Origin of the sequence: Victivallis lenta (assembly GCF_009695545.1) — a bacterium.
GTDB classification, from domain to species: domain Bacteria; phylum Verrucomicrobiota; class Lentisphaeria; order Victivallales; family Victivallaceae; genus Victivallis; species Victivallis lenta.
In genome coordinates this window covers 52,584-71,250 of sequence record NZ_VUNS01000016.1, presented here as the reverse complement: position 1 = coordinate 71,250, position 18,667 = coordinate 52,584, and the positions used below count along the sequence as shown (strand labels likewise).

General features: G+C 61.4%; 27 protein-coding genes. 4 read left to right on the top strand and 23 right to left on the bottom strand.

Annotation, left to right across the window (positions count from 1 at the left end):
- Nucleotides 1-83: 83 nt before the first annotated feature.
- The 4 genes from FYJ85_RS14350 (at nucleotide 84) to tsaB (ending at nucleotide 4,533) form a co-directional block, all read left to right on the top strand.
- Complete coding sequence (locus FYJ85_RS14350) at nucleotides 84-2,165, top strand: 2-hydroxyacyl-CoA dehydratase (protein ID WP_106053720.1); 2,082 nt, start codon at nucleotides 84-86, stop codon at nucleotides 2,163-2,165.
- Between the two features lie 105 nt (nucleotides 2,166-2,270).
- Nucleotides 2,271-2,621: a cupin domain-containing protein gene (locus tag FYJ85_RS14345; protein ID WP_106053721.1), complete on the top strand. Its 351-nt coding sequence runs from the start codon at nucleotides 2,271-2,273 to the stop codon at nucleotides 2,619-2,621.
- A gap of 20 nt (nucleotides 2,622-2,641) precedes the next feature.
- A complete protein-coding gene (gene lysA / locus FYJ85_RS14340) occupies nucleotides 2,642-3,862 on the top strand; it encodes a diaminopimelate decarboxylase (RefSeq protein ID WP_158704047.1) in 1,221 nt (406 codons plus the stop codon).
- Entirely contained in the window at nucleotides 3,859-4,533 is a 675-nt protein-coding gene (tsaB, locus tag FYJ85_RS14335) for a tRNA (adenosine(37)-N6)-threonylcarbamoyltransferase complex dimerization subunit type 1 TsaB (protein ID WP_106053723.1), read from the top strand. The genes lysA and tsaB overlap by 4 nt, the downstream gene beginning before the upstream one ends.
- Before the next feature lie 212 nt (nucleotides 4,534-4,745).
- Here tsaB and FYJ85_RS14330 read toward each other — a convergent pair whose 3' ends face one another.
- The 23 genes from FYJ85_RS14330 to FYJ85_RS14220 all read right to left on the bottom strand — a co-directional run bounded on the left by FYJ85_RS14330 (nucleotide 4,746) and on the right by FYJ85_RS14220 (nucleotide 18,667).
- Nucleotides 4,746-5,369 (bottom strand): TatD family hydrolase, encoded by a 624-nt coding sequence (locus tag FYJ85_RS14330; RefSeq protein ID WP_154419302.1) that lies wholly within the window; start codon nucleotides 5,367-5,369, stop codon nucleotides 4,746-4,748.
- On the bottom strand, nucleotides 5,369-5,878 hold the full coding sequence (ruvC, locus tag FYJ85_RS14325; RefSeq protein WP_158704048.1) for a crossover junction endodeoxyribonuclease RuvC: 510 nt from the start codon (nucleotides 5,876-5,878) through the stop codon (nucleotides 5,369-5,371). Before ruvC ends, FYJ85_RS14330 begins: the two co-directional genes overlap by 1 nt.
- Nucleotides 5,875-6,651, bottom strand: coding sequence for an alpha/beta hydrolase (locus tag FYJ85_RS14320; protein ID WP_206213205.1), 777 nt, complete (start codon nucleotides 6,649-6,651; stop codon nucleotides 5,875-5,877). Before FYJ85_RS14320 ends, ruvC begins: the two co-directional genes overlap by 4 nt.
- A gap of 34 nt (nucleotides 6,652-6,685) precedes the next feature.
- Nucleotides 6,686-8,476 carry an arginine--tRNA ligase gene (gene argS / locus FYJ85_RS14315; RefSeq protein ID WP_106053727.1) on the bottom strand — a complete coding sequence of 597 codons (1,791 nt, stop codon included), beginning with the start codon at nucleotides 8,474-8,476 and terminating at the stop codon, nucleotides 6,686-6,688.
- Between the two features lie 15 nt (nucleotides 8,477-8,491).
- Nucleotides 8,492-9,514 carry a type I phosphomannose isomerase catalytic subunit gene (locus FYJ85_RS14310; RefSeq protein ID WP_154419299.1) on the bottom strand — a complete coding sequence of 341 codons (1,023 nt, stop codon included), beginning with the start codon at nucleotides 9,512-9,514 and terminating at the stop codon, nucleotides 8,492-8,494.
- Nucleotides 9,511-9,927 carry an acyl-CoA thioesterase gene (locus tag FYJ85_RS14305; protein ID WP_154419298.1) on the bottom strand — a complete coding sequence of 139 codons (417 nt, stop codon included), beginning with the start codon at nucleotides 9,925-9,927 and terminating at the stop codon, nucleotides 9,511-9,513. The genes FYJ85_RS14310 and FYJ85_RS14305 overlap by 4 nt, the downstream gene beginning before the upstream one ends.
- A gap of 2 nt (nucleotides 9,928-9,929) precedes the next feature.
- A complete protein-coding gene (cmk, locus tag FYJ85_RS14300) occupies nucleotides 9,930-10,601 on the bottom strand; it encodes a (d)CMP kinase (protein WP_154419297.1) in 672 nt (223 codons plus the stop codon).
- A 91-nt stretch (nucleotides 10,602-10,692) separates the two neighbouring features.
- Complete coding sequence (gene secY / locus FYJ85_RS14295; RefSeq protein WP_106053731.1) at nucleotides 10,693-12,078, bottom strand: preprotein translocase subunit SecY; 1,386 nt, start codon at nucleotides 12,076-12,078, stop codon at nucleotides 10,693-10,695.
- Nucleotides 12,079-12,101: 23 nt separating this feature from the next.
- Nucleotides 12,102-12,548, bottom strand: coding sequence for a 50S ribosomal protein L15 (gene rplO, locus FYJ85_RS14290; RefSeq protein WP_106053732.1), 447 nt, complete (start codon nucleotides 12,546-12,548; stop codon nucleotides 12,102-12,104).
- Nucleotides 12,549-12,573: 25 nt separating this feature from the next.
- Nucleotides 12,574-13,113: a 30S ribosomal protein S5 gene (gene rpsE / locus FYJ85_RS14285; RefSeq protein ID WP_106053733.1), complete on the bottom strand. Its 540-nt coding sequence runs from the start codon at nucleotides 13,111-13,113 to the stop codon at nucleotides 12,574-12,576.
- A 10-nt stretch (nucleotides 13,114-13,123) separates the two neighbouring features.
- The gene (gene rplR / locus FYJ85_RS14280; protein ID WP_106053734.1) at nucleotides 13,124-13,486 is read right to left on the bottom strand and encodes a 50S ribosomal protein L18; all 363 of its coding nucleotides are present in this window, start codon (nucleotides 13,484-13,486) and stop codon (nucleotides 13,124-13,126) included.
- A 24-nt stretch (nucleotides 13,487-13,510) separates the two neighbouring features.
- A complete protein-coding gene (gene rplF / locus FYJ85_RS14275) occupies nucleotides 13,511-14,041 on the bottom strand; it encodes a 50S ribosomal protein L6 (protein WP_106053735.1) in 531 nt (176 codons plus the stop codon).
- Between the two features lie 23 nt (nucleotides 14,042-14,064).
- Entirely contained in the window at nucleotides 14,065-14,460 is a 396-nt protein-coding gene (gene rpsH, locus FYJ85_RS14270; protein WP_106053736.1) for a 30S ribosomal protein S8, read from the bottom strand.
- A 16-nt stretch (nucleotides 14,461-14,476) separates the two neighbouring features.
- Nucleotides 14,477-14,662, bottom strand: coding sequence for a type Z 30S ribosomal protein S14 (locus tag FYJ85_RS14265; protein ID WP_106053737.1), 186 nt, complete (start codon nucleotides 14,660-14,662; stop codon nucleotides 14,477-14,479).
- Nucleotides 14,663-14,677: 15 nt separating this feature from the next.
- A complete protein-coding gene (gene rplE / locus FYJ85_RS14260; protein ID WP_106053738.1) occupies nucleotides 14,678-15,214 on the bottom strand; it encodes a 50S ribosomal protein L5 in 537 nt (178 codons plus the stop codon).
- Nucleotides 15,215-15,220: 6 nt separating this feature from the next.
- On the bottom strand, nucleotides 15,221-15,478 hold the full coding sequence (locus FYJ85_RS14255; RefSeq protein ID WP_106053739.1) for a KOW motif-containing protein: 258 nt from the start codon (nucleotides 15,476-15,478) through the stop codon (nucleotides 15,221-15,223).
- Nucleotides 15,478-15,843, bottom strand: coding sequence for a 50S ribosomal protein L14 (rplN, locus tag FYJ85_RS14250; RefSeq protein WP_106053740.1), 366 nt, complete (start codon nucleotides 15,841-15,843; stop codon nucleotides 15,478-15,480). Before rplN ends, FYJ85_RS14255 begins: the two co-directional genes overlap by 1 nt.
- 18 nt (nucleotides 15,844-15,861) lie before the next feature.
- Nucleotides 15,862-16,140: a 30S ribosomal protein S17 gene (gene rpsQ / locus FYJ85_RS14245; RefSeq protein ID WP_106053741.1), complete on the bottom strand. Its 279-nt coding sequence runs from the start codon at nucleotides 16,138-16,140 to the stop codon at nucleotides 15,862-15,864.
- Nucleotides 16,141-16,148: 8 nt separating this feature from the next.
- On the bottom strand, nucleotides 16,149-16,346 hold the full coding sequence (gene rpmC / locus FYJ85_RS14240; RefSeq protein ID WP_106053742.1) for a 50S ribosomal protein L29: 198 nt from the start codon (nucleotides 16,344-16,346) through the stop codon (nucleotides 16,149-16,151).
- A 13-nt stretch (nucleotides 16,347-16,359) separates the two neighbouring features.
- The gene (gene rplP / locus FYJ85_RS14235; protein WP_106053743.1) at nucleotides 16,360-16,773 is read right to left on the bottom strand and encodes a 50S ribosomal protein L16; all 414 of its coding nucleotides are present in this window, start codon (nucleotides 16,771-16,773) and stop codon (nucleotides 16,360-16,362) included.
- Nucleotides 16,721-17,428, bottom strand: a complete 708-nt coding sequence (gene rpsC, locus FYJ85_RS14230) for a 30S ribosomal protein S3 (protein ID WP_106053744.1) — start codon at nucleotides 17,426-17,428, stop codon at nucleotides 16,721-16,723. Before rpsC ends, rplP begins: the two co-directional genes overlap by 53 nt.
- 18 nt (nucleotides 17,429-17,446) lie before the next feature.
- Entirely contained in the window at nucleotides 17,447-17,764 is a 318-nt protein-coding gene (rplV, locus tag FYJ85_RS14225) for a 50S ribosomal protein L22 (protein WP_206213204.1), read from the bottom strand.
- A gap of 99 nt (nucleotides 17,765-17,863) precedes the next feature.
- Nucleotides 17,864-18,667, bottom strand: coding sequence for a hypothetical protein (locus FYJ85_RS14220; protein WP_154419296.1), 804 nt, complete (start codon nucleotides 18,665-18,667; stop codon nucleotides 17,864-17,866).

The following is an 18,667-nucleotide window of genomic DNA, read 5'->3' as shown; positions in this document are numbered from 1 at the left end:
ATAGTAATGATTACGAAATTAAAAGAGAGACCAGACCGGAGGCTGAACAACCCCCGTCGACAACGCAGAACAGAATTATATTTATGGAAAATTTATATCTCGGGATCGACATCGGGTCGACCACTTTCAAGGCAGTCCTGCTGAATGAACGCGGCCAGGTTCGGCAGGCGCTCTACCGGCGTACGCGCCCGGTCGATACGGGGCGGGTCCGCTGTTCCGGCGTCTGCGCCAAATGCGGAGCCTGCAACTTCGGCCAGCTCCGGCAGACCGTTGATAAATTCCTGATGGATGCCGGCGTGAAGGGACTCGGCGAAATCACCTGCACGGTCGTGACCGGCAGCCAGATCGTCGAGGATACCCACGATTTCCTGCCTTATGACTTCCAGGTCAGCGAAGTGACCGCCCATGTGGCCGGCGCACGCCACTACTACCCGGACTGCAAGGCGATTCTCGACGTCGGCGGCCAGGACAGCAAGGCGATGGTATTCAACGAGCAGATGCACATGTGGAATTACAAGATGAGCGGCATCTGCGCCGCCGGCACCGGCGCCTTCCTCGACAGCGTGGCGATCAAGCTCAACGTTCCGGTCGAAGAGATGGCCGACCGCGCCAACTACGGCAGCGACCTCGAATTCTCGAGCGTCTGCGCCGTGCTCTCCGCCACCAGCATCAACAAATTCAAGAACCGCTTTCCGATGGGCGACATCATCGGCGGAGCCTGCCGGGCGCAGGCGCGGACGATCATGTCCGGCGTCGGCGAACTGTTCCTCGACTACCGCGGCGACATCGTCTTCCAGGGCGGCGTCGCCTACAACCGGGCCGTCGCGCACTATCTGAAGGAGATCACCGGCAACAACATCATCACGCCTGAACTGCACGGCGTGATGGGCGCGCTCGGTTCGGCCTGTCTCGCCCGCCAGTACCACCAGCTCCGCGGCAAACTCAACGCCGGTTCGGGGCTGCCGCCGATGGAGCGCCATCTCGACTCGATCAACCTGCGCGCCAAAGCGACCCGGAAAGATTTTCTCGGACGCGGCAGAGAGCCGCTGGTCTGGCGCAACCTCTTTTTCCCGACCGAGGTTCTGAACGCGCTCGGAACGCGCTCCCTCACGCTCGAGACCTACGCCGCGCTTTTCGCGCGCAGCCAGCATAAGATCAAAAAGGCGTTCGACAAAGCGGCCTGCAAAGGCTTCTCCGGAGAAACCTGCTCCTTCCTGCGTGTGCTGGAGGGAACCGAGCTGCCGCGGCCGGCCTTCGGGGTATCGACCTCACAGCCGTGCCAGCAGGGCGAACGGATTTTCCGCGACCTCGGGCGCAACTACGGGCTTTCGGACCGTTTCTTCTCGCTTCAGACCCCGGCGGTCGGCGCGCACGATACGCTCGCGGTCGAGCATCTGGCCGAGGAGCTCGAGCGCTCGGTCGAACTCATGGAAAAGGCGCTCAATCTGAAGATGGACCCGAAACGGCTCGCCGAAGCGTGCGAGCTCTCCAACGAGGCGCGTCACTACTCGCAACTGGCGAACGAGCTGCGTTTCAACAGTCCGCCGCTCATCCGCGGCGGGCAGGCGATCTATTTCGCGTCGATCTTCAGCCAGCTCTGGGGGCGGCCGGAACTGGTCGACATTCAGAAGAAGCTGTACGAGGAGCTGCTGCAGATCCGCGAGGAGATCGGCGACTCGGTCAAAATCGAGGACACCCACCGGCTGCTCTGGCTGCATCTGCCGCCTTTCTACGACACCTCGCTGCTCGACTACATCGAGGTCAACCGGAGAGCGCCGATCGTCTTCGAGGAGGTCAACTTCGTCGGCTGGGAGCCGCTCGACCCGGCCGATCCGTACCGTTCGCTGGCGCGGAAGATCCTGACGGTCGGGTTCATGGATCCGGCGCTGCGGGTCAAAACCATTGTCGATCATGCGTCGAAGGTGCATTACAACGGCTGCATCCTCTACAACCACGGCTTCGGCCGCTGTTCGATGGCGGACAGTTCGTTCGTCAAACATCTGCGCGAAGAGCTGAACAAGGCGGCGATTCCGCTGCTCGTGCTCGACGGCGACTGCGTCGACCCGACCATCGATCCGTGCAGCACCGAAACGAAGATTTCCGCCTACATCGAGGCGCTGAACGAACAAAAATACGGGAATATTTTCGGAGCGCTCCAGAAGTGAGTTTTCTGTAAATTCACTTCCGGCCCGTTTGAAAAAACGGTTTCCCGGGTATACGGTAGCCGGCTGGAACACCGGAAATCACAGAGAGTTTCAAGGAGGGATATCATGATCCGTCGGAATGGAGAATACAAGACTGAGTTCCGCGAAGAGATGCGCGGCGGCAAAGGCAGCGTCAAACTTGAAGAATTCTGGGCGCCGAAGACCGAAATGCGCTCGAAAAACCGCATGTTCTCGCGCCTGACGCTGAATCCGGGCTGCTCGATCGGCTTTCATCCGCACGATGCCGAAGACGAGATTTTCGTGGTGGTCAGAGGCCGCGCCGAAGCGGACGACAACGGCGACATCGTCGAGCTCGGCCCCGGCGACACGATCCTGACCGGCAACGGCGACGGACACGCGATCCGCTGCGTCGGCGACGAGCCGCTCGAGCTCATCGCGGTGATCTCGACCTACTGACCCAACCTTCGGAGGGAAACGTGCTGAATTCCGATTTTCTGCTGAAGCTGGCGGCCGAATACGACACGCCGCTTTATGTATATGACGGCGACATGGCCGTCGAACGCTACCGCGATCTGTACCGCTTTATTCCGTACGACCGGCTCAAGGTCTGCTGTGCGATGAAGGCCAACTACAACCCCGGGCTCCTGACCCTGCTGCGGGATGCAGGAGCCGGGCTCGACACGGTCAGCCCGGGCGAAGTCCATATGGCGCTGGCACTCGGCTTTCCGAAGGAGCGGATCATCTACACCGCGAACAACATGACCGATGAGGAGTTCGAGGAGGTGCTGGCCACCGGAGTCCTGATGAACATCGGTTCCCTGTCACGCCTCGAAAAGATCGCGGAGAAGCATCCCGGCATGCGGCTCTGCCTGCGCTTCAATCCGGATGTCTGCGACGGCGACAACGTCAAGACCATGACCGGCGGCGACCTGACCAAATTCGGCATCCTGCTCGAAGCGGTCGAAGAGGTCAAACAGATCGTGCGCCGGGGGAACCTGAAGGTCGTCGGCCTGCATGAGCACACCGGCAGCGGCCTGCAGCGGTGCGAATCGGTCTACCGGTCAATGGAGAATTTGATGGCGATTGCCGTGCCGGAGAATTTCCCGGATCTCGAATTTCTCGATTTCGGCGGCGGCTTCAAGGTGCCGTACAAGCCGGATGAGGCGCGCATCGACTACGTTGCGATGGGCGCCGAAATCGCGCGTCTCTTCGAAGCGTTCACGCGCCGCTACGGGCGCCGGCTCAATATGCTGTTCGAACCGGGCAAATATATTTTCGCCGAGGCCGGCGTGCTGCTGACCGAGGTCAACACGATCAAGCACAACCGAACGCGGGTCATCGCCGGCTGCGACTCCGGTTTTCCGCAGCTGATCCGGCCCGTGCTCTACGACGCCTATCACCAGGTGCGGAACCTCAGCAATCCGGACGGGAAGCCGCAGATTTACGACGTCTGCGGCAATATCTGCGAAACCGGCGACCGCTTTGCCGAGCAGCGCGAGCTGCCGGAGATCCGTGAATACGATATCCTCGCGATCGGCAATGCCGGCGCATATTGTTACTCGATGGGCGGAGTCTACAATCTCCGCGCCATGCCGACCGAAGTGGTTGTCTCCGGCGGAAAGGTCACTTATGTCCGCGAACGGCTGACCTCCGAGCAGCTTTGCGGCCGGATTCTCGGAGAAGGCAGATTTCTATGAGCACGAATTATGCGGCGGCGCTCGACCTTTCGGGGCGGGAGGCCGGTTTCGCCGTCCTCGACGGCGGCAAGGTGGTCCTCTCCCTGGTGCGTCCGATGCGCGGGCGCGATTCCGCGCAGCTGGCGGCCTGGGTGAAAGAAGAGCTCCGGAAGGCCGGAATCGCGCTGGAGTCGATCCGGCGCTGGACGGTCGGTTCCGGTCCCGGCAGCTTCACCGGCATGCGCCTCGCCGCCGCGCTCGTCAACGGCTGGACCTACGGCAAGGCAGTGGAAACCCGCTGCGTGCCGACCGCTGCGGCGCTGGCCGCGAATCTTGATGCGGCCGAAGGCGAACGCATCGGCGCTCTCTGCGACGGGCGCAACCGCGAACTGATCTTCTTCGAGCTGGAAATCCGGAACGGCGAAGCGGTTCCGACCGGTGTCGAAAAGGTGCTGAACGCGGAGCAGGCGAAAGCGTTCTTTGCGGACTATGCGGGAAAGCGCCTGACCGCCTTCGAATCCGAACTCCCCGCGCTTGAAAAACTTCTGGAGCCGGAAGTCGCGGCCCGGATCACGGCCTTCCCTTCGATCCGTCCCGAAGCGCTGGCGCTGGCCTCCTGGAAACCGTTCGACAACAATCTGGCCGATCTGGTCTACATCCGTCCGGCGGTATTTACCGCCCCGATCGCCTGACGGGATATTTTTCGCGCAAAGCGGCCACGGCGAAGCACCGCGGCCGCTTGCAACATCCCGCCTCTTTCTATTTCATCCTGAATTCCATCGCCGGACGAGTCTCCCTCGCCCGGGCGCCAGTCATCGCGTTTTCCGGAAAAAACCAAGCCGGCGGCGTACTCACGCTCCGGCTTCCCGACTTCGGCGGACGTTTCCGGCCGCGGGACGAGAGCCTACCTGCCGAGAAAATGTTCGAACGTGCAATCGGTGACCGCCTCCAGCACCGCGGGCGGCATGGAAAGCCGCGCGGCGGCGCGGGCCAGAACGGCTTCGACCGTCTCGGCGGTGTCGTCGGTCTCAAAGCCGATCCGGTCGAGGCCGGTCCGCCTCAGATGTTCGAAAAGCGGCATGCTGCCGAGCACAGCCGGATTGAGCGAAACGTAGAAGCCGTGCCTCCGCAGCTCCTCCAGCAGTTCCGGCTTTCCGCGAAAGCCGTGAAACAGACAGGGCGTTCCCGGATGCCGCTTCACCGCCGCCAGAAGCTCCGGCACGGCCCGGACGCAGTGGAGCACGACCGGCTTCGCTTCCGCCGCCGCCAGTTCGAGCAATGCGTCCAGATACTGCACCTGAACCTCGAACGACGGCCCGCGCAGCCGGTCGAGACCGGCCTCGCCGATGGCCGCGGCCGTGCGGGCGGCCGCCCGGAACGCGGCGGAGAACGGCTCGAATCTCTCCGGCAAAAACCACGGATGCAGCTCAAGCGAAGCCAGCGGGTAATACGGCAACTCCTCCGCCCGGCAGGAAACCAGCGTGCGCGCCGCCGATTTCGGCCGGTGGGAGTGAAAGTCGGAGGCCATCAGAGCGGTTTCCCGAGCTTGGCCGCAAGCCCGGGGCGCAGCACGAGCTGGGCGTGGCAGATGGCCAGTGCGATCGCATCGGTCGAGTCAAGCGGAATGCGCTCGATGCCGATGCCGGTCTCGGCCGAGACCATCATGGCGACCTGCTCCTTCGTCGCCTTGCCGCTGCCGAAGGCGGCGCGCTTGGCCGAACTCGGCGCATAAGCGTGAACCGGCACCGCCGCCTCGGCGAGCGCGGCCAGGATCGCGCCGCGCGCCATGCCGAGGATGATTGCGGTCGAAGCGTTCTTGCCGACGAACGGGTCCTCGATCGACGCATAGTCCGGCATGAACGCGCCGACCAGCTCCCGAATGCCGCCGGCAAGACGGCGCAGACACTCCGTATGCGGCAGCCGGGCCGAATTCGCGATGATGCCGCAGTCGAGAATCTCGAAACGCGAAACCGATTCGGTCCGGATCACACCGTAGCCGGTCGTGCGGATCGCGGGGTCTATGCCGAGAATGATCACTTCCGTTCTCCCGCGAGGCCGCAGGCGGCGGCGAATCCGGCCACCGCATTTTCGAGCTCCGGCAGCAGCCTGTGCGGCGAACTCCCCGGAATCCAGAGGCAGTGACCGTCCCCGGAACGGTTGTAACGGAAATAGTCGATCCGCGCCCCGGCTTCCCGGCACCGGGCGACGAAACTCTCGGCCGCATCGCAGGAGACCACCGTATCGTACACGGTGTGCGTGCAGAGCACCGGCGGCTGGGAGGCCCGGACCAGTTTGACCGGGTTCGCCGCGTCGGCCTGCGCCGCGGTCGGCTTCCCGCCGAAGAAGCGCAGCCGGAACTCCTCCGCGCCGGGCGGCGGATAGAAATCCATGTCATCCACGCCGGAGAGCGAGACAATGCCGGATACCTTCTCCTCCGGCAGCCGCAAACCGGTCATCAGCGCAAGGTGTCCGCCCGCCGAAGCGCCGATGATGAAAAGCCGCCGCCGGTCGCAGCCGTCCAGTCCCGGAAATGTTCCGTTCAGCACAAAATCGGCGGCCCGGAGGCAGTCGTCGCCGCAGAGCGGCCACGGTCCCCGGTCGAGCAGGCGGTAATTGATGTTGAAAGCCGCGAAACCGAGTCCGCACAGGAACTCCGCCACCCCGGCGAAGCTCGTGCGGTCCATCGACGCCCAGCCGCCGCCGTGAATCGTGAGCGCGACCGGCGTATCCGTCGAAACCCGCTCCGGAAGATAAAGGTCGCCGCAGCCGCGGTCCCCCGCTTCGGAACAATACGAAATGTCCGAAATCATGCGCATAACGACACCTCTCTGTGAATCCGGCAGCCTACATCGCCTCCGGGACCTGAATCGTCAAAGTCGAAAGGCCGTCCACGATGATCTCGCGCACCGCGCCGGAGAGCGCCAGGCGCGCCGCCGCAAGCTCCGGCGTCTCCGCCGCGAGAACCGGGCACTCCCGATAAAAGCTGTTGAACGCCTTGCCGAGATTCAGCAGATACTCCACCAGGCCGGAACAGTCCTTCCGCTCCGCCGCCAGATGCAGCACAGCCGGATAAAACGACGCGGTCACCGCCAGGAGCTTCTCCGACGCATGCCCGAGCAAACTCCAGTCGACCGCCTCCGGGTTGAAGTCGATGCCGCGCTCCGCCGCCTTGCGCCGGATCGAGTTGATCCGCGCCGCCACATACTGCACATACGGGCCGGTATCGCCCTCGAACCTCAGCGAGGCCGCCGGATCGAACATGATCGTGGTTTTCGGGTTGAACTTGAGCAGCATGAATTTCAACGCCCCGAGGCCGATAATCTCGCCGCGCCTCTTCAGCTCCTCCGGCGTCAGCTCCTCCGCGCCGCGCTCCCTGCACGCCTCCATGGCGAGCGAAGCCATCTCGTCGAACAGGTCGTCCGCATCGACAACGGTCCCTTCGCGGCTCTTCATCTTGCCGGTCGGCAGATTGACCATGCCGTACGACAGGTGAAAAAGATTCTTCGCCCAGTCGTACCCGAGCCTCTCCATGATCGAAAACAGCATCTGGAAATGGAGGTTCTGCTCGTCGCCGACCACCCAGACCATCGATTCAGGGCGGTAATCCTCATACTTCCGCAGCGTGGTGCCGATATCCTGCGTAATGTAAACGCTGGTGCCGTCGCTGCGGAGCACGACCTTCTTCCCGAGCTTGCCGAGGTCGCAGATCACCGCGCCGTCCTCGCGCTTCGTGAAAACGCCCTTTTCGAGCCCGGCCGCGATGATGTCCTTGCCGAGCAGATAGGTTTCGCTCTCGAGGTAGGTGTGATCGAAATGAATTCCCATGCGCTCATACGTCTCCGCGAATCCGGCGAAGACCCAGTCGTTCATCTTGCGCCAGAGCGCACGCACCTGCGGGTCCCCGGCCTCCCAATCCTGGAGCATCTTCTGGGTCGCCGCGCCAAGCTCGGTTTCGAGGAAGAGTTCCTCGCTCTCCCGCTCCGCCAGCTCCGGCCGCGCGGCCTTCAGCGCTTTGATCTCCTCCGAGAGCGCCTTGTTGTAGTCGACATAAAACTTGCCGACCAGGTGATCCCCCTTCATGCCGGTCGATTCCGGCGTGCAGCCGTTGCCGAACCGTTCATAGGCGATCATCGACTTGCAGATATGAATGCCGCGGTCGTTGACGAGGTTGATCTCAACGACATCATGGCCGACCCGCTTCAGCAGCGACCCCAGCGACATGCCGAGCGTATTGTTCCGCACATGGCCGAGATGCTGCGGCTTGTTCGTGTTCGGCGCGGAAAATTCGATGAGAATCCGCCGGCGTTCGCTCTCCGGCAGCCTCCCGGCCTCCAGCAGCCTCTGCACATCCGCAACCGAATCGCGGTGCAGCGCCCCCGGTTTCAGTGTGACGTTCACAAATGCCTTGACCGCCTCCGCCTGCTCGACATCGGCATGCTGCTTCAGGAACGCCGCCGTCTCGGCCGCAACCGCCATCGGATTCCCGCAGCTTTTCGCAAAGCGGAAGCAGTTGACGGTCAGATCTCCGGTCATGCCCGGCGGACACGCCTCCGGCACGATGACCGTTCCGGCCGGAAATTTCTCATATTTTCCCCGCAGAAAATTCTCGAGGTCCGCAACAAACTGATATGCCATCTCTCCGGTTCCTTTTTACAGCGTCGTCTTGATTACGGTCGTTTCGCCGGCCTGTTCCGGCACGATGACGTAACTGCCGAAGCAGGCAGGAATCAACGCGGTCTCTCCCGCCGCAAGCCGGGCCGAACGGTCCGGGTTCTCCACCTTGCCGACCGTCACCGGACCGTTCACGGCGCTGATCATATGGAAGCTGCCGAAGGAGCCGGTGTCGTCAGTCCAAAGCTCGGTCAGCCGCAGGTCGGTCACCGTGAAAAACGGGCAGTTGCTGACCACGTCGAATTTGCGGTTATGAGAAACCTGGTCCGTGACGCCGACCACGCGCGGCGAGGTGCGGTTCATGAAGTTGATCGACTGAATCCCCTTCTCGACATGGAGCTCGCGCGGATTGCCGTGCGCATCGACCCGTCCCCAGTCGCTGACCCGGTAGGTCGTGTCGCTGTTCTGCTGAATCTCGAGGATCAGGTTCCCGCCGCCGATCGCATGCAGCGTTCCGGAGGTGATGAAATAAGCGTCGCCGGGCAGCGACGGATAGACCTGCAGCAGGTTCTCGACCTCCGGCGAATCCAGCATGCTGACCAGCTGCTGCCGCGTCGCCCGGCCCTGGAGCCCGGCCAGAATCTGCGCCCCCTTGCGGGCGGCCACGATATACCACATCTCGGTCTTCGGTTCCGCGCCGCCGCCGATGCGCGCGCAGGCCGCCTCATCCGGATGCACCTGCAGACTCAGGCGGTCGCCGGCGTCGATCAGCTTCACCAGCAGCGGAAAGCGGCTGATCGACTTGGCCCGCCGCCCGACCAGCTCGCGGCCGTAATGCCGGAGCAGCTCATTCAGCGTCCGGCCGGCCATCGGCCCGTTGGCGAGGACGCTGTTCACCTCCTCGCGGTCGACCAGCTCCCACGATTCGCCGATCGGGTCCTCCGAAGCCGGAACCTCGCGGTGCAGAACGTCGCTCAACTGGGTGCCGCCCCAGATTCTGGCCTGATAGATCGGCGTGAATTTCAATGGATAAAGTGAATTGGTGGAAAGAAAATCGCTCATTGCTCGCTCTCCGGTTCGAAGAAAAATTGTTTGCAGGATTCCATCAGATCATTCGTCATGCGGCAGACCTTCCGGTCGGCGTTGACGCTGACCAGCGTGACATGGCCGGAAACCAGAAGCTCTCCGCCTCTGCGCACTTCGGACGCGATCACCATGCGGACCCCCTTGATCTCCCTCACGTATGAACGGAAGGTCAGGAGATCGTCGTAACGGGCCGGCGCATGGTATTTGCAGTACGCCTCCGAAACCGGCAGAAACACGCCGCGTTTCTCAAGCTCGCTGTACGGCAGCCCGGCCGAACGCAGCATCTCGGTCCGGCTGCGCTCGAAATATTCCAGATAATTCGCATAATAGACGACCCCCATCTGGTCGGTGTCGGCATACGGAACACGGTACTCGATTTCGTGGAACATCCTCACTTCTCCTCCTGCTGCCGGGTCATCCGCCCGATGATGGTGTCGACCGCTTCGTCGATCGAAAGACCGGTCGTATCGATCACGGCGGCATCCGCCGCCGGTTTCAACGGGGCGACCGAACGCTCCGAGTCCTGTTTGTCCCGCGCGGCAATCTCCCGGGCGACCTCGGCCAGCGTGGCGCCGTCCGCCGCTTCGCCGTCCTGGGCAAGCCGACGGCGCGCCCGCTCTTCCGGGGTGGCCGTCACGAAAAACTTGAAGGCCGCATCCGGAAAGATGACGGTTCCGATGTCGCGGCCCTCCATGACGACCATCCGTTCCCCCGCAAAGCCGCGCTGGACATCCAGCAGATAGTCGCGCACGATCGGCCGGGTCGCCACAAGGCTCGCCCCGGCCGCAACCTCCGGCGTCCGGAGCGCCGGACCCGGAAAAGCCCCGTTCAGCTTCAGTTCATAGCCGCCCGCCGCATCCTTCGCATATTCGAGCTGCAGTGTATCGAGAAAACCCCGGTCGATCGAAGCGAGATCACGTCCCGCCCGCAGCGCAGCGAGCGCCACGGCCCGGTAGAGGCTGCCGGTGTTGATATAAGCGATATTCAGTTTTTCCGCGATCCGCTTCGCGATGGTGCTCTTGCCGGACGCGGCCGGTCCGTCGATTGCAATACAGTTGCTCATATGTTTCATCCAAAATGAAAAGGACTGATTCGACCAGCCGCAACCGGTCGGACCAGTCCGACAATATCACTCTGCGCCGTCCGCCGCGGAATCAGTTCCCGCTGCGGCTCCGCAGTCTGCCGCTCTTGAGGAATCCCTCGTAATGCCGCATGGTCAGATGAGACTCCAGCTGGCTCATCGTATCGAGGACCACGCCGACCATGATGAGAAGCGACGTGCCTCCGAAGAACTGGGCGACCATGAACGGAATTTTAAAGCTGCTGTAAAGGAACATCGGGAAAAGCGCCAGCGCCATCAGGAAAACCGCGCCTCCCGCCGTAACCCGCGTCATCGCCGTATCCAGAAAATCCGCGGTCGGCTGCCCGGGGCTGATGCCCGGGATGAACGCGCCCTCTTTCTTGAGGTTGTCCGCGATCTGGATCGGGTTGAACTGGTTCGCCACCCAGAAGAAGCTGAAGGCGAGAATCAGCAGTGCATAGGCGATCATATAGCCGGTCCCGCCGTTCTGGAACGACAGCGCCAGCGAATTCCAGATCGTGCTCGCGTCCGGCTGGCTCGCAAAATAACGGAACATATACTCCGGCAGCATCAGAATCGCGCCGGCGAAAATGATCGGCATGACGTTCGCAAAGTTGACCTTGAGCGGCATGTAGGTCGCGCCGCCGGTCATCTGCTTGCCGACCGTCTTGCGGATCATCTGGATCGGAACCCGGCGATAGCCCTGCGACAGCATGATCGTCGCGGCCGTCACCACGCAGAAGACCACCAGCAACAGCAGCAGCTGCACCGGCTTGAAGCTCGTTCCGTCCGGAGTCTGGCCGTTCCAGGCCATCTGCACGAGTTCGATCACCGACTGCGGCAGGCGCGAAACGATGCCGATCGTGATGATGAGCGACACGCCGTTGCCGATGCCGCGCTCGGTGATCTGCTCACCGAGCCAGGTGAAGACCATCGTGGTCGTGGTCAGCACGAGAATCGTCATCAGAATGAAAACCTGCTCATTGCCGAGAAAGAGCGGCTGGTTCGGCTGGGGCAGGCCGATCTTGGCCGGGTTGATCATCGCCAGCGCGACCATCATGCCCTGAACCACACAGACGATGAGCGTCAGGTAACGCGTATACTGGGAAAGCTTCTGGCGCCCGTTCTCCCCCTCCCGCTGCATCTTCTCCAGCGTGGGAATCACCGGCACCAGAAGTTGGACGATAATGGACGCGGTGATGTACGGCATGATACCGAGCGCTCCAAGCGCGAAGTGCGTCAACGCACCGCCCGAGAAGAGGTCGATAAATGCCAAAACTCCGCCGCCGTCCTTGCTGCTGGCACTCAGTTCAGCCATAAAACTTTCCAGAGCCGCCGGGTCGACCCCGGGACACGGGATGCTGCTCGCAAAACGCACGATCACAATAATAAGTGCCGTGAACATCAGGCGATTACGCAGATCTTTCACTTTCAATGTATTGATAAATGCCTGCAACATAGATTACCGTCTTTCCCGGTTTTTTATTCCACCACTTCGACTTTGCCGCCGGCGGCTTCGATCTTGGCCTGGGCCTGCGCGGAGAACTTCTCCGCCTTGACCGTCAGCGCCTTGGTGATCTCTCCGTTGGCGAGGATCTTGATCATCTGGAGCTTTTTGCCCAGAAGATTCTTCGCCCGGAGCGACTCCTGATCGACCACGTCACCCGCGTTGAAATTCTCTTCGAGGATGTTCAGGTTGACCAGCTGGTACTCGATATGGTCCGGGCTGTTGAAGCCGCGCTTCGGCAGACGGCGGAACAACGGAATCTGGCCGCCTTCGAAGAACGGACGGATCGACGAACCGGTGCGGGACTTCTGACCCTTCTCGCCGCGGCCCGCGGTCTTGCCGAGGCCGGAGCTGTCGCCGCGCCCGACCCGCTTGCGCCGCTTCCTGGAACCGGCGTTGGGGCTGAGTTCATGCAGTTTCATAATCCTAGTATTCCTATTTCAGAATTTAGTTGTTTTCCGCGACCGGCGCGGCGACCTGAGCAGCCTGCGGCATCGGAATGCCGCGGCGCGCGTAGACCTCCTCGCGGCTCGAAAGCTGCGAGATCGCCTTGAACGTCGCCTTCGCCACGTTGGCCGCATTGGCCGCGCCGAGCGACTTCGCCAGAACGTCCTTCACTCCGGCCAGCTCGAGAATCGCGCGGACCGCGCCGCCGGCGATGAGGCCGGTGCCCGACGAAGCCGGACGCAGCAGAACCCGCGCGCCGCCGAATTTGACTTCGATCTCATGCGGCAGGGTCTGGCCGTTCATCGGAACGGTCACCAGATTGCGCCGGGCAGCTTCGCCGCCCTTGCGGATCGCGTCGGAGACTTCGTTCGCCTTGCCGTAGCCGTAACCGACCCGGCCGTTGTGATCGCCGACCACAACGAGAGCGCCGAAGCTGAAGTTCTTGCCGCCCTTGACGACTTTCGCACTGCGGTTGATCGAAATGACGCTCTCGTCAAATTCGCTCTGAGCCGCTTCATTGAAATTATCACGTTTCGCCATGAGAGTTCTCCTAGAACTTGAGTCCGTTTTCGCGGGCAGTCTCGGCGATCGCCTTCATCCGTCCGTGATAGTTGTATCCGGAACGGTCAAAAACGACTTCCGTGACGTTCGCGGCCTTGGCCGCCTCCGCCGCGAGTTTCCCGAGCAGAACCGCGCCGGCCATGTTCGGCTTCGCGTTCTCGGCCTTGAACTTCGGGTCGAGACTCGAAGTACACGCCAGCGTAACGCCCTTCACATCGTCGATGAACTGACAGTAGATGTGGTTGGCGGTGATGCTGACACAGAATCTCGGGCGCTCCGTGGTCCCGGAAACCTTTTTACGAATCCGGAGATGGCGGCGCGCGCGCATCGTATTTCTATTCTTAACAGCCATTTTATCAGCTCCTTAATCCCGGGATCAACCCACGGATTTCCCTTCTTTGAGGATGATCCGCTCGTCGGCGTAACGAATGCCTTTGCCCTTATAGGGTTCGGGCGGCCGGAAACGGCGGATTTCGGCGGCGGCTTCGCCGACAGCCTGCTTGTCCGCGCCCTCGACCGTGATCTTCGCACCGTCAACCGTCACTTTGACGCCTTCCGGGACGTTGAATTCGATCGTGTGCGAGAAACCGAGGTTCAGCACCAGCTTCTTGCCGGTGAGCTGCGCCTTGTAACCGACGCCGACTATCTGCAGCTCCTTCTTGAAGCCGGTCGTCACGCCGATGACCATGTTGTTGATCAAACTGCGGGTCAGCCCCTGCATCGCGCTCGCCTTGCGGTCGTCGGAAGCCATCGAGACATGGACATTGCCGTCCTTGACCTCGACCGCGACCAGCGGCGGGAGCGGCATCGAAAGCTTTGTCTTGCCTTCGACCGTCACTCCGGCAGCGTCAACAGCGACCTTCACGCCGGAAGGGATCGCGATCGCTTTATTGCCAATTCGAGACATATTGTAAATTCCTGTTTCTAAAATTACCAGACGTAGCAGAGAATTTCGCCGCCGACGTTCGCCTTGGCCGCTTCGCGACCCGACAGCACACCTTCGGGCGTGGTCAGGATCACCGTGCCGAGACCGTTGCGGACGCGCGGAATCTCCCGGCTGCCGCAATGAACGCGGCAGGACGGCTTGCTCACGCGCTCGAGCCCTTCGATCACGGACTTGCCGTTCGCGTATTTGAGCTCGATGGAGAGCTGGCGCTTCACACCGTCTTCGCTGACTGCAAAGTCCTTGATGTACCCTTCGCTCTTCAGCACTTTCGCGATCGCCGCCTTCTCTTTCGAGCTCGGCATCTCGACCTTCTTCAGACCGGCGGCACCCGCGTTGCGGAGCCGGGTCAGCATATCAGCAATGGGATCTTGCATGCTCATTATGTAGGTTCCTCCCTTACCAGCTGGCCTTGGTCACGCCCGGAATCTGGCCCTTCGAGGCCAGTTCGCGGAAACAGATACGGCAGAGCTGGAATTTGCCGATATAAGCGCGGGGGCGGCCGCACGCCTTGCAGCGCGTGTAATTCCGCACCGGGAACTTGCTCCCGCGTTCGGCTTTCACCATCAAACTAAGTTTCGCCATGATGCAATCCTTCCTTTATTCCTCGAACGGAACTTCCATCATTTTCAGAAGTTCACGCGCCGCATCGTCGTTTTTCGCAGTCGTGACGAACGTCAGGTTCACACCGAGCGGATATTTCAGCTTGTCGGCATCGACTTCGGTGAAGACCGACACGTCGCTCACACCGAGGTTGTAGTTGCCGACGCCGTCGAAACCGGTCTTCGGAATCCCGCGGAAGTCGCGCACGCGCGGCATCGCGTTGTGAACGAAACGGTCGAGAAACTCGTACATGCGGTTTCCGCGCAGCGTCACCATCACACCGACCGGCATGCCGACGCGCAGCTTGAAGTTCGACACGTTCTTGCGCGCCTTCGTGATCACCGGCTGCTGGCCGGTCATCGCCGCGAGGTGTTTCTTCGCTTCGGTGAAGGCGTCGCGCTCGGCATCCGAACCGATGCCGGTCGAGATCACGATCTTCTCGAGCTTCGGAATCTGCATCACGTTCTTGAGGCCGAGTTTGGCCTGGAGAGCGCTGCGGACTTCCTCGTTGTATTTTTTCTTCATATCAGGCATTTTACACTACTCCGTCTTGTCCGCGGCAACGGGATTGACATTCGAGACGTGCACCGAAACCGAACGCTCGACCATGCCGCCGTTCGGATTGAGCTTGCTCTTCTTGATCGTCTTCTTGCCGATCGCGCGATCCTTGTTGGACGTAAACGAGAGAACAACACGGTCCTTCGCGGTGAGAATCGCGGCAATCGTCGCTTCCTCGCCCTTGAAGTTGCCGGAGTTCACCACAACTTTGTCGCCCTTCTTGACGTGATATTTTTTCATTAAAGCACCTCCGGCGCGAGCGAGATGATCTTCATGAAATCCTTTTCCCGCAATTCACGCGCCACCGGCCCGAAAATACGGGTTCCGACGGGGTTTTTGTCCTTGTCGATGAGCACGGCGGCGTTCTTGTCGAACTTCAGGTACGAACCGTCCGGACGGCGAATCTTCGCCGCAGTGCGGACGACGACCGCCTTCACCACCTGCCCCTTCTTCACCGAACCGTCCGGAAGCGCCTCCTGCACCGCGCCGGTAATGATATCGCCGACTCCGGCGATCGTCCGGGCCTGGCCCAGAACCGACATGGTCAGAATCGACTTCGCGCCGGAATTGTCGGCGACCTCCAGAACTGACTGCATCTGAATCATTGCATGATCTCCTGAAGGTTATTCCTGTTCCGGACGGCTGATGACAGCCGCCAGGCGCCAGCACTTGTTCTTGCTCATCGGGCGGGTCTCGACGATACGCACGGTATCGCCCTTCTTCGCCTCGTTCTTCTCGTCATGGGCCGTGAATTTCTTGCTGACCTTCACGATCTTCTGATACAGCGGATGCGGCGTGCGGCGGTCAACCTTCACGACGATGGTCTTATCCTGAACATCGCTGACGACCACGCCGACGCGCTCTTTCCGGTTGCCCCGGACTTCAACTACAGCTTCACTCATTTTATCCCTCACTGGACTTTCGCCGCACGGGCGGTCTGTTCGGTGTAAATGCGCGCGATGTCGCGGCGGATCTGCCGGACACGGGCGGTCTTCTCCAACTGACCGGTACGGGACTGGATCTTGAGGTTCAACTTCTCCCGCTGCAGGTCGGCGATCTTGCTCACCAGCTCCGCATCCGAAAGCTCACGGATTTCTTTGGTTTTCATCTGTCTGACCTCATTAATCTTCCCGAGCCAGGAACTTGCAGCGCAAGCAGAGCTTGTTCGCCGCACGGCTCATCGCTTCCTTCGCCACGGACTCGCTGCAGCCGGACACTTCGAAAAGCACCCGGCCCGGAAGCACCGGAGCGACCCAGCCTTCGACCGCGCCTTTTCCCTTGCCCATACGGACTTCCAGCGGCTTCTTCGTGAAGGAGCGGAACGGGAACAGACGGATCCACACTTTGCCGCGGCGCTTCAAATGACGGTTGATCGCAACACGCGCGGCTTCAATCTGATTATTGGTAACGTACCCGCGGGTCAGCGCCTGCAGCGCGAAATCGCCGAAGTCCAACTTGTTGTTGGTCGTGGCGAGTCCGGCGTTACTTCCGCGCTGAACCTTTCTGTACTTTACTCTTTTTGGCATTAACGGCATAATCTTGCTCCTCAATCGAGTCTTTGTGACAAATCCAAACCTTGACGCCGATCTTTCCGGCCGTGGTATTCGCTTCGGTGAAACCGTAGTCGATGTTGGCCTTCAGCGTGTGCAGCGGGACACGGCCCTCTTTGTACTGCTCTTCACGCGCCAACTCGGCACCGCCCAGACGGCCGGCGCAGTTGATCTTGATTCCATCGACGCCCATCTCCATCGCAGTCTGGATGGAGCGCTTCATCGCGCGGCGGAAACCGATCCGACGTTCCAGCTGCTGCGCGATGCTTTCGGCGACCAGCTGCGCGTTCGTTTCCGCGCGGCGGATTTCGACGATCTCGGTGAAGACTTCCTTGCCCGCAACGAGCTTGGAGATCTCCGCACGGAGCGCGTCGAGCTCGGCGCCCTTCTTGCCGATCAGAAGCCCCGGACGCGCCGAGGAGATAATGACCCGCACCCGGTTCGCGAACCGCTCGATCTGGATTCTCGCAATCGCCGCGGCGGCGAACTTCTCCTTGATGAACTTGCGGATCGCAAGGTCCTCATGGAGCCACTCGCCAAACAGATTCTTGCCGCCGAACGCCTTGCTCGGAAACCAACGGGATTCCCAATTTTTGGTGAGGGCTGTTCTCAATCCGATAGGATTAACTTTTTGTCCCACGATTCAATCCCCTATACTCTAGTTATCCGTCAAAATAATTTCCAGATGGCTGGTCCGCTTGCGGATCCGGCCCGCCGAGCCGCGCGCCTTCGCACGGAAACGCTTGATGATCGGACCGGGGGAGACCAGCGCCGCCTTGACGGTCAGCTCCTTCCGGTTCACATCCAGGTTGTTCTCAGCATTGGCCACGGCGGAGCGCAGGGTGTCGCCGAGCAGACCGGCCGCTTTGCGCGGGCTCAGTTCGACGATCGCGAGCGCCTCAACTGCGGACTTTCCCTGGATCAGGCGGGACACGTGCCGCGCCTTTTCCGGACTGATCCGCACATTCCTTGTCAAAGCTCTTACTTCCATAATCTGGTTCTCGAGTTTTCCGGAACGGACGGCTTGCGCCGCTTCGTCCCTTATTGTCATTAGTTTTCTGCGAGCGGCCGGAACTCACCTTCCCGATTCGTCCGGCCCTCTCTCTTCTCCCGCCGCAGCCTCCATGCCCGGAGACAGGTTTTCGATACTGCCCCGCACAAGAACAGCCGCCGCGACGGATGGTCGTACACTGACCAGTTTCAACTGCTCCTGCCGGTCTTTGCCGACATGGTAGATCATTCCGGCGAATGCGCCTTTGATCGACCCTACGGACAGTATCGCGACGCGCAGCTCCCGGTCCACAGCGAGGATTCGACACGTTCGCAGCGCCTCGACCCCTTTCGCCGGATCAGCGGAAATCTCCGCCATCGCAATCAACCGGCGCGACTTCCGCACGAGATCATCCAGCTGAAGCTGGACTTCCGCCTGCCGAACCTTCCCGATCGGCAGTTCCCGCAGCAGAAGCTGCACCTGGTTGCAGAAAGCAACGGTGTCGAGGGCGAGCCCGACTCCGTTTTCCGAAAGCTTCCCGATCGCCTGCAGCATCTGCTCTTCCCGCTCACCGTCTTTTCGCACTGTCCCCTCTGCCCGGACACCGGCGAGCCACAGCTGCTGCTGGCGAAACCTTTCGCTTTCTGTCTGAAATTTTGTTTTCTGTTCAATCAGCTCGGCCTCGAGCCGGCCGGCCGTCCGTTTCGACGTCTCCAGCTCCAGCTCCAGCCTCTTAATCCTCTCCGCGTCCCGCAGCGCCTGTTCACGCAGCCGGTTCAGCTCCCCCAGCCGTTCAGCATCGTTCGACCGGATCGTAACCACCGCGCCGGCAGCGCCGCCGCCGGAGACCGTCCCGTCCGCGCAGGCATTCTCAGCACTACACACCAC

What these genes read in the sequence shown, in the direction of transcription:
- rpsH (WP_106053736.1), bottom strand. Translation starts at nt 14,460, where the DNA reads ATGAGCATGCAAGATCCCATTGCTGATATGCTGACCCGGCTCCGCAAC.
- rplE (WP_106053738.1), bottom strand. Translation starts at nt 15,214, where the DNA reads ATGCCTGATATGAAGAAAAAATACAACGAGGAAGTCCGCAGCGCTCTC.
- cmk (WP_154419297.1), bottom strand. Translation starts at nt 10,601, where the DNA reads ATGAGCAACTGTATTGCAATCGACGGACCGGCCGCGTCCGGCAAGAGC.
- tsaB (WP_106053723.1), top strand. Translation starts at nt 3,859, where the DNA reads ATGAGCACGAATTATGCGGCGGCGCTCGACCTTTCGGGGCGGGAGGCC.
- rplO (WP_106053732.1), bottom strand. Translation starts at nt 12,548, where the DNA reads ATGAAACTGCATGAACTCAGCCCCAACGCCGGTTCCAGGAAGCGGCGC.
- rplN (WP_106053740.1), bottom strand. Translation starts at nt 15,843, where the DNA reads ATGATTCAGATGCAGTCAGTTCTGGAGGTCGCCGACAATTCCGGCGCG.
- FYJ85_RS14265 (WP_106053737.1), bottom strand. Translation starts at nt 14,662, where the DNA reads ATGGCGAAACTTAGTTTGATGGTGAAAGCCGAACGCGGGAGCAAGTTC.
- rpmC (WP_106053742.1), bottom strand. Translation starts at nt 16,346, where the DNA reads ATGAAAACCAAAGAAATCCGTGAGCTTTCGGATGCGGAGCTGGTGAGC.
- FYJ85_RS14320 (WP_206213205.1), bottom strand. Translation starts at nt 6,651, where the DNA reads ATGATTTCGGACATTTCGTATTGTTCCGAAGCGGGGGACCGCGGCTGC.
- FYJ85_RS14345 (WP_106053721.1), top strand. Translation starts at nt 2,271, where the DNA reads ATGATCCGTCGGAATGGAGAATACAAGACTGAGTTCCGCGAAGAGATG.
- rplP (WP_106053743.1), bottom strand. Translation starts at nt 16,773, where the DNA reads ATGCCGTTAATGCCAAAAAGAGTAAAGTACAGAAAGGTTCAGCGCGGA.
- FYJ85_RS14305 (WP_154419298.1), bottom strand. Translation starts at nt 9,927, where the DNA reads ATGTTCCACGAAATCGAGTACCGTGTTCCGTATGCCGACACCGACCAG.
- FYJ85_RS14330 (WP_154419302.1), bottom strand. Translation starts at nt 5,369, where the DNA reads ATGGCCTCCGACTTTCACTCCCACCGGCCGAAATCGGCGGCGCGCACG.
- secY (WP_106053731.1), bottom strand. Translation starts at nt 12,078, where the DNA reads ATGTTGCAGGCATTTATCAATACATTGAAAGTGAAAGATCTGCGTAAT.
- rpsE (WP_106053733.1), bottom strand. Translation starts at nt 13,113, where the DNA reads ATGGCGAAACGTGATAATTTCAATGAAGCGGCTCAGAGCGAATTTGAC.
- FYJ85_RS14310 (WP_154419299.1), bottom strand. Translation starts at nt 9,514, where the DNA reads ATGAGCGATTTTCTTTCCACCAATTCACTTTATCCATTGAAATTCACG.
- rplF (WP_106053735.1), bottom strand. Translation starts at nt 14,041, where the DNA reads ATGTCTCGAATTGGCAATAAAGCGATCGCGATCCCTTCCGGCGTGAAG.
- FYJ85_RS14255 (WP_106053739.1), bottom strand. Translation starts at nt 15,478, where the DNA reads ATGAAAAAATATCACGTCAAGAAGGGCGACAAAGTTGTGGTGAACTCC.
- argS (WP_106053727.1), bottom strand. Translation starts at nt 8,476, where the DNA reads ATGGCATATCAGTTTGTTGCGGACCTCGAGAATTTTCTGCGGGGAAAA.
- FYJ85_RS14350 (WP_106053720.1), top strand. Translation starts at nt 84, where the DNA reads ATGGAAAATTTATATCTCGGGATCGACATCGGGTCGACCACTTTCAAG.
- rplR (WP_106053734.1), bottom strand. Translation starts at nt 13,486, where the DNA reads ATGGCTGTTAAGAATAGAAATACGATGCGCGCGCGCCGCCATCTCCGG.
- rpsQ (WP_106053741.1), bottom strand. Translation starts at nt 16,140, where the DNA reads ATGAGTGAAGCTGTAGTTGAAGTCCGGGGCAACCGGAAAGAGCGCGTC.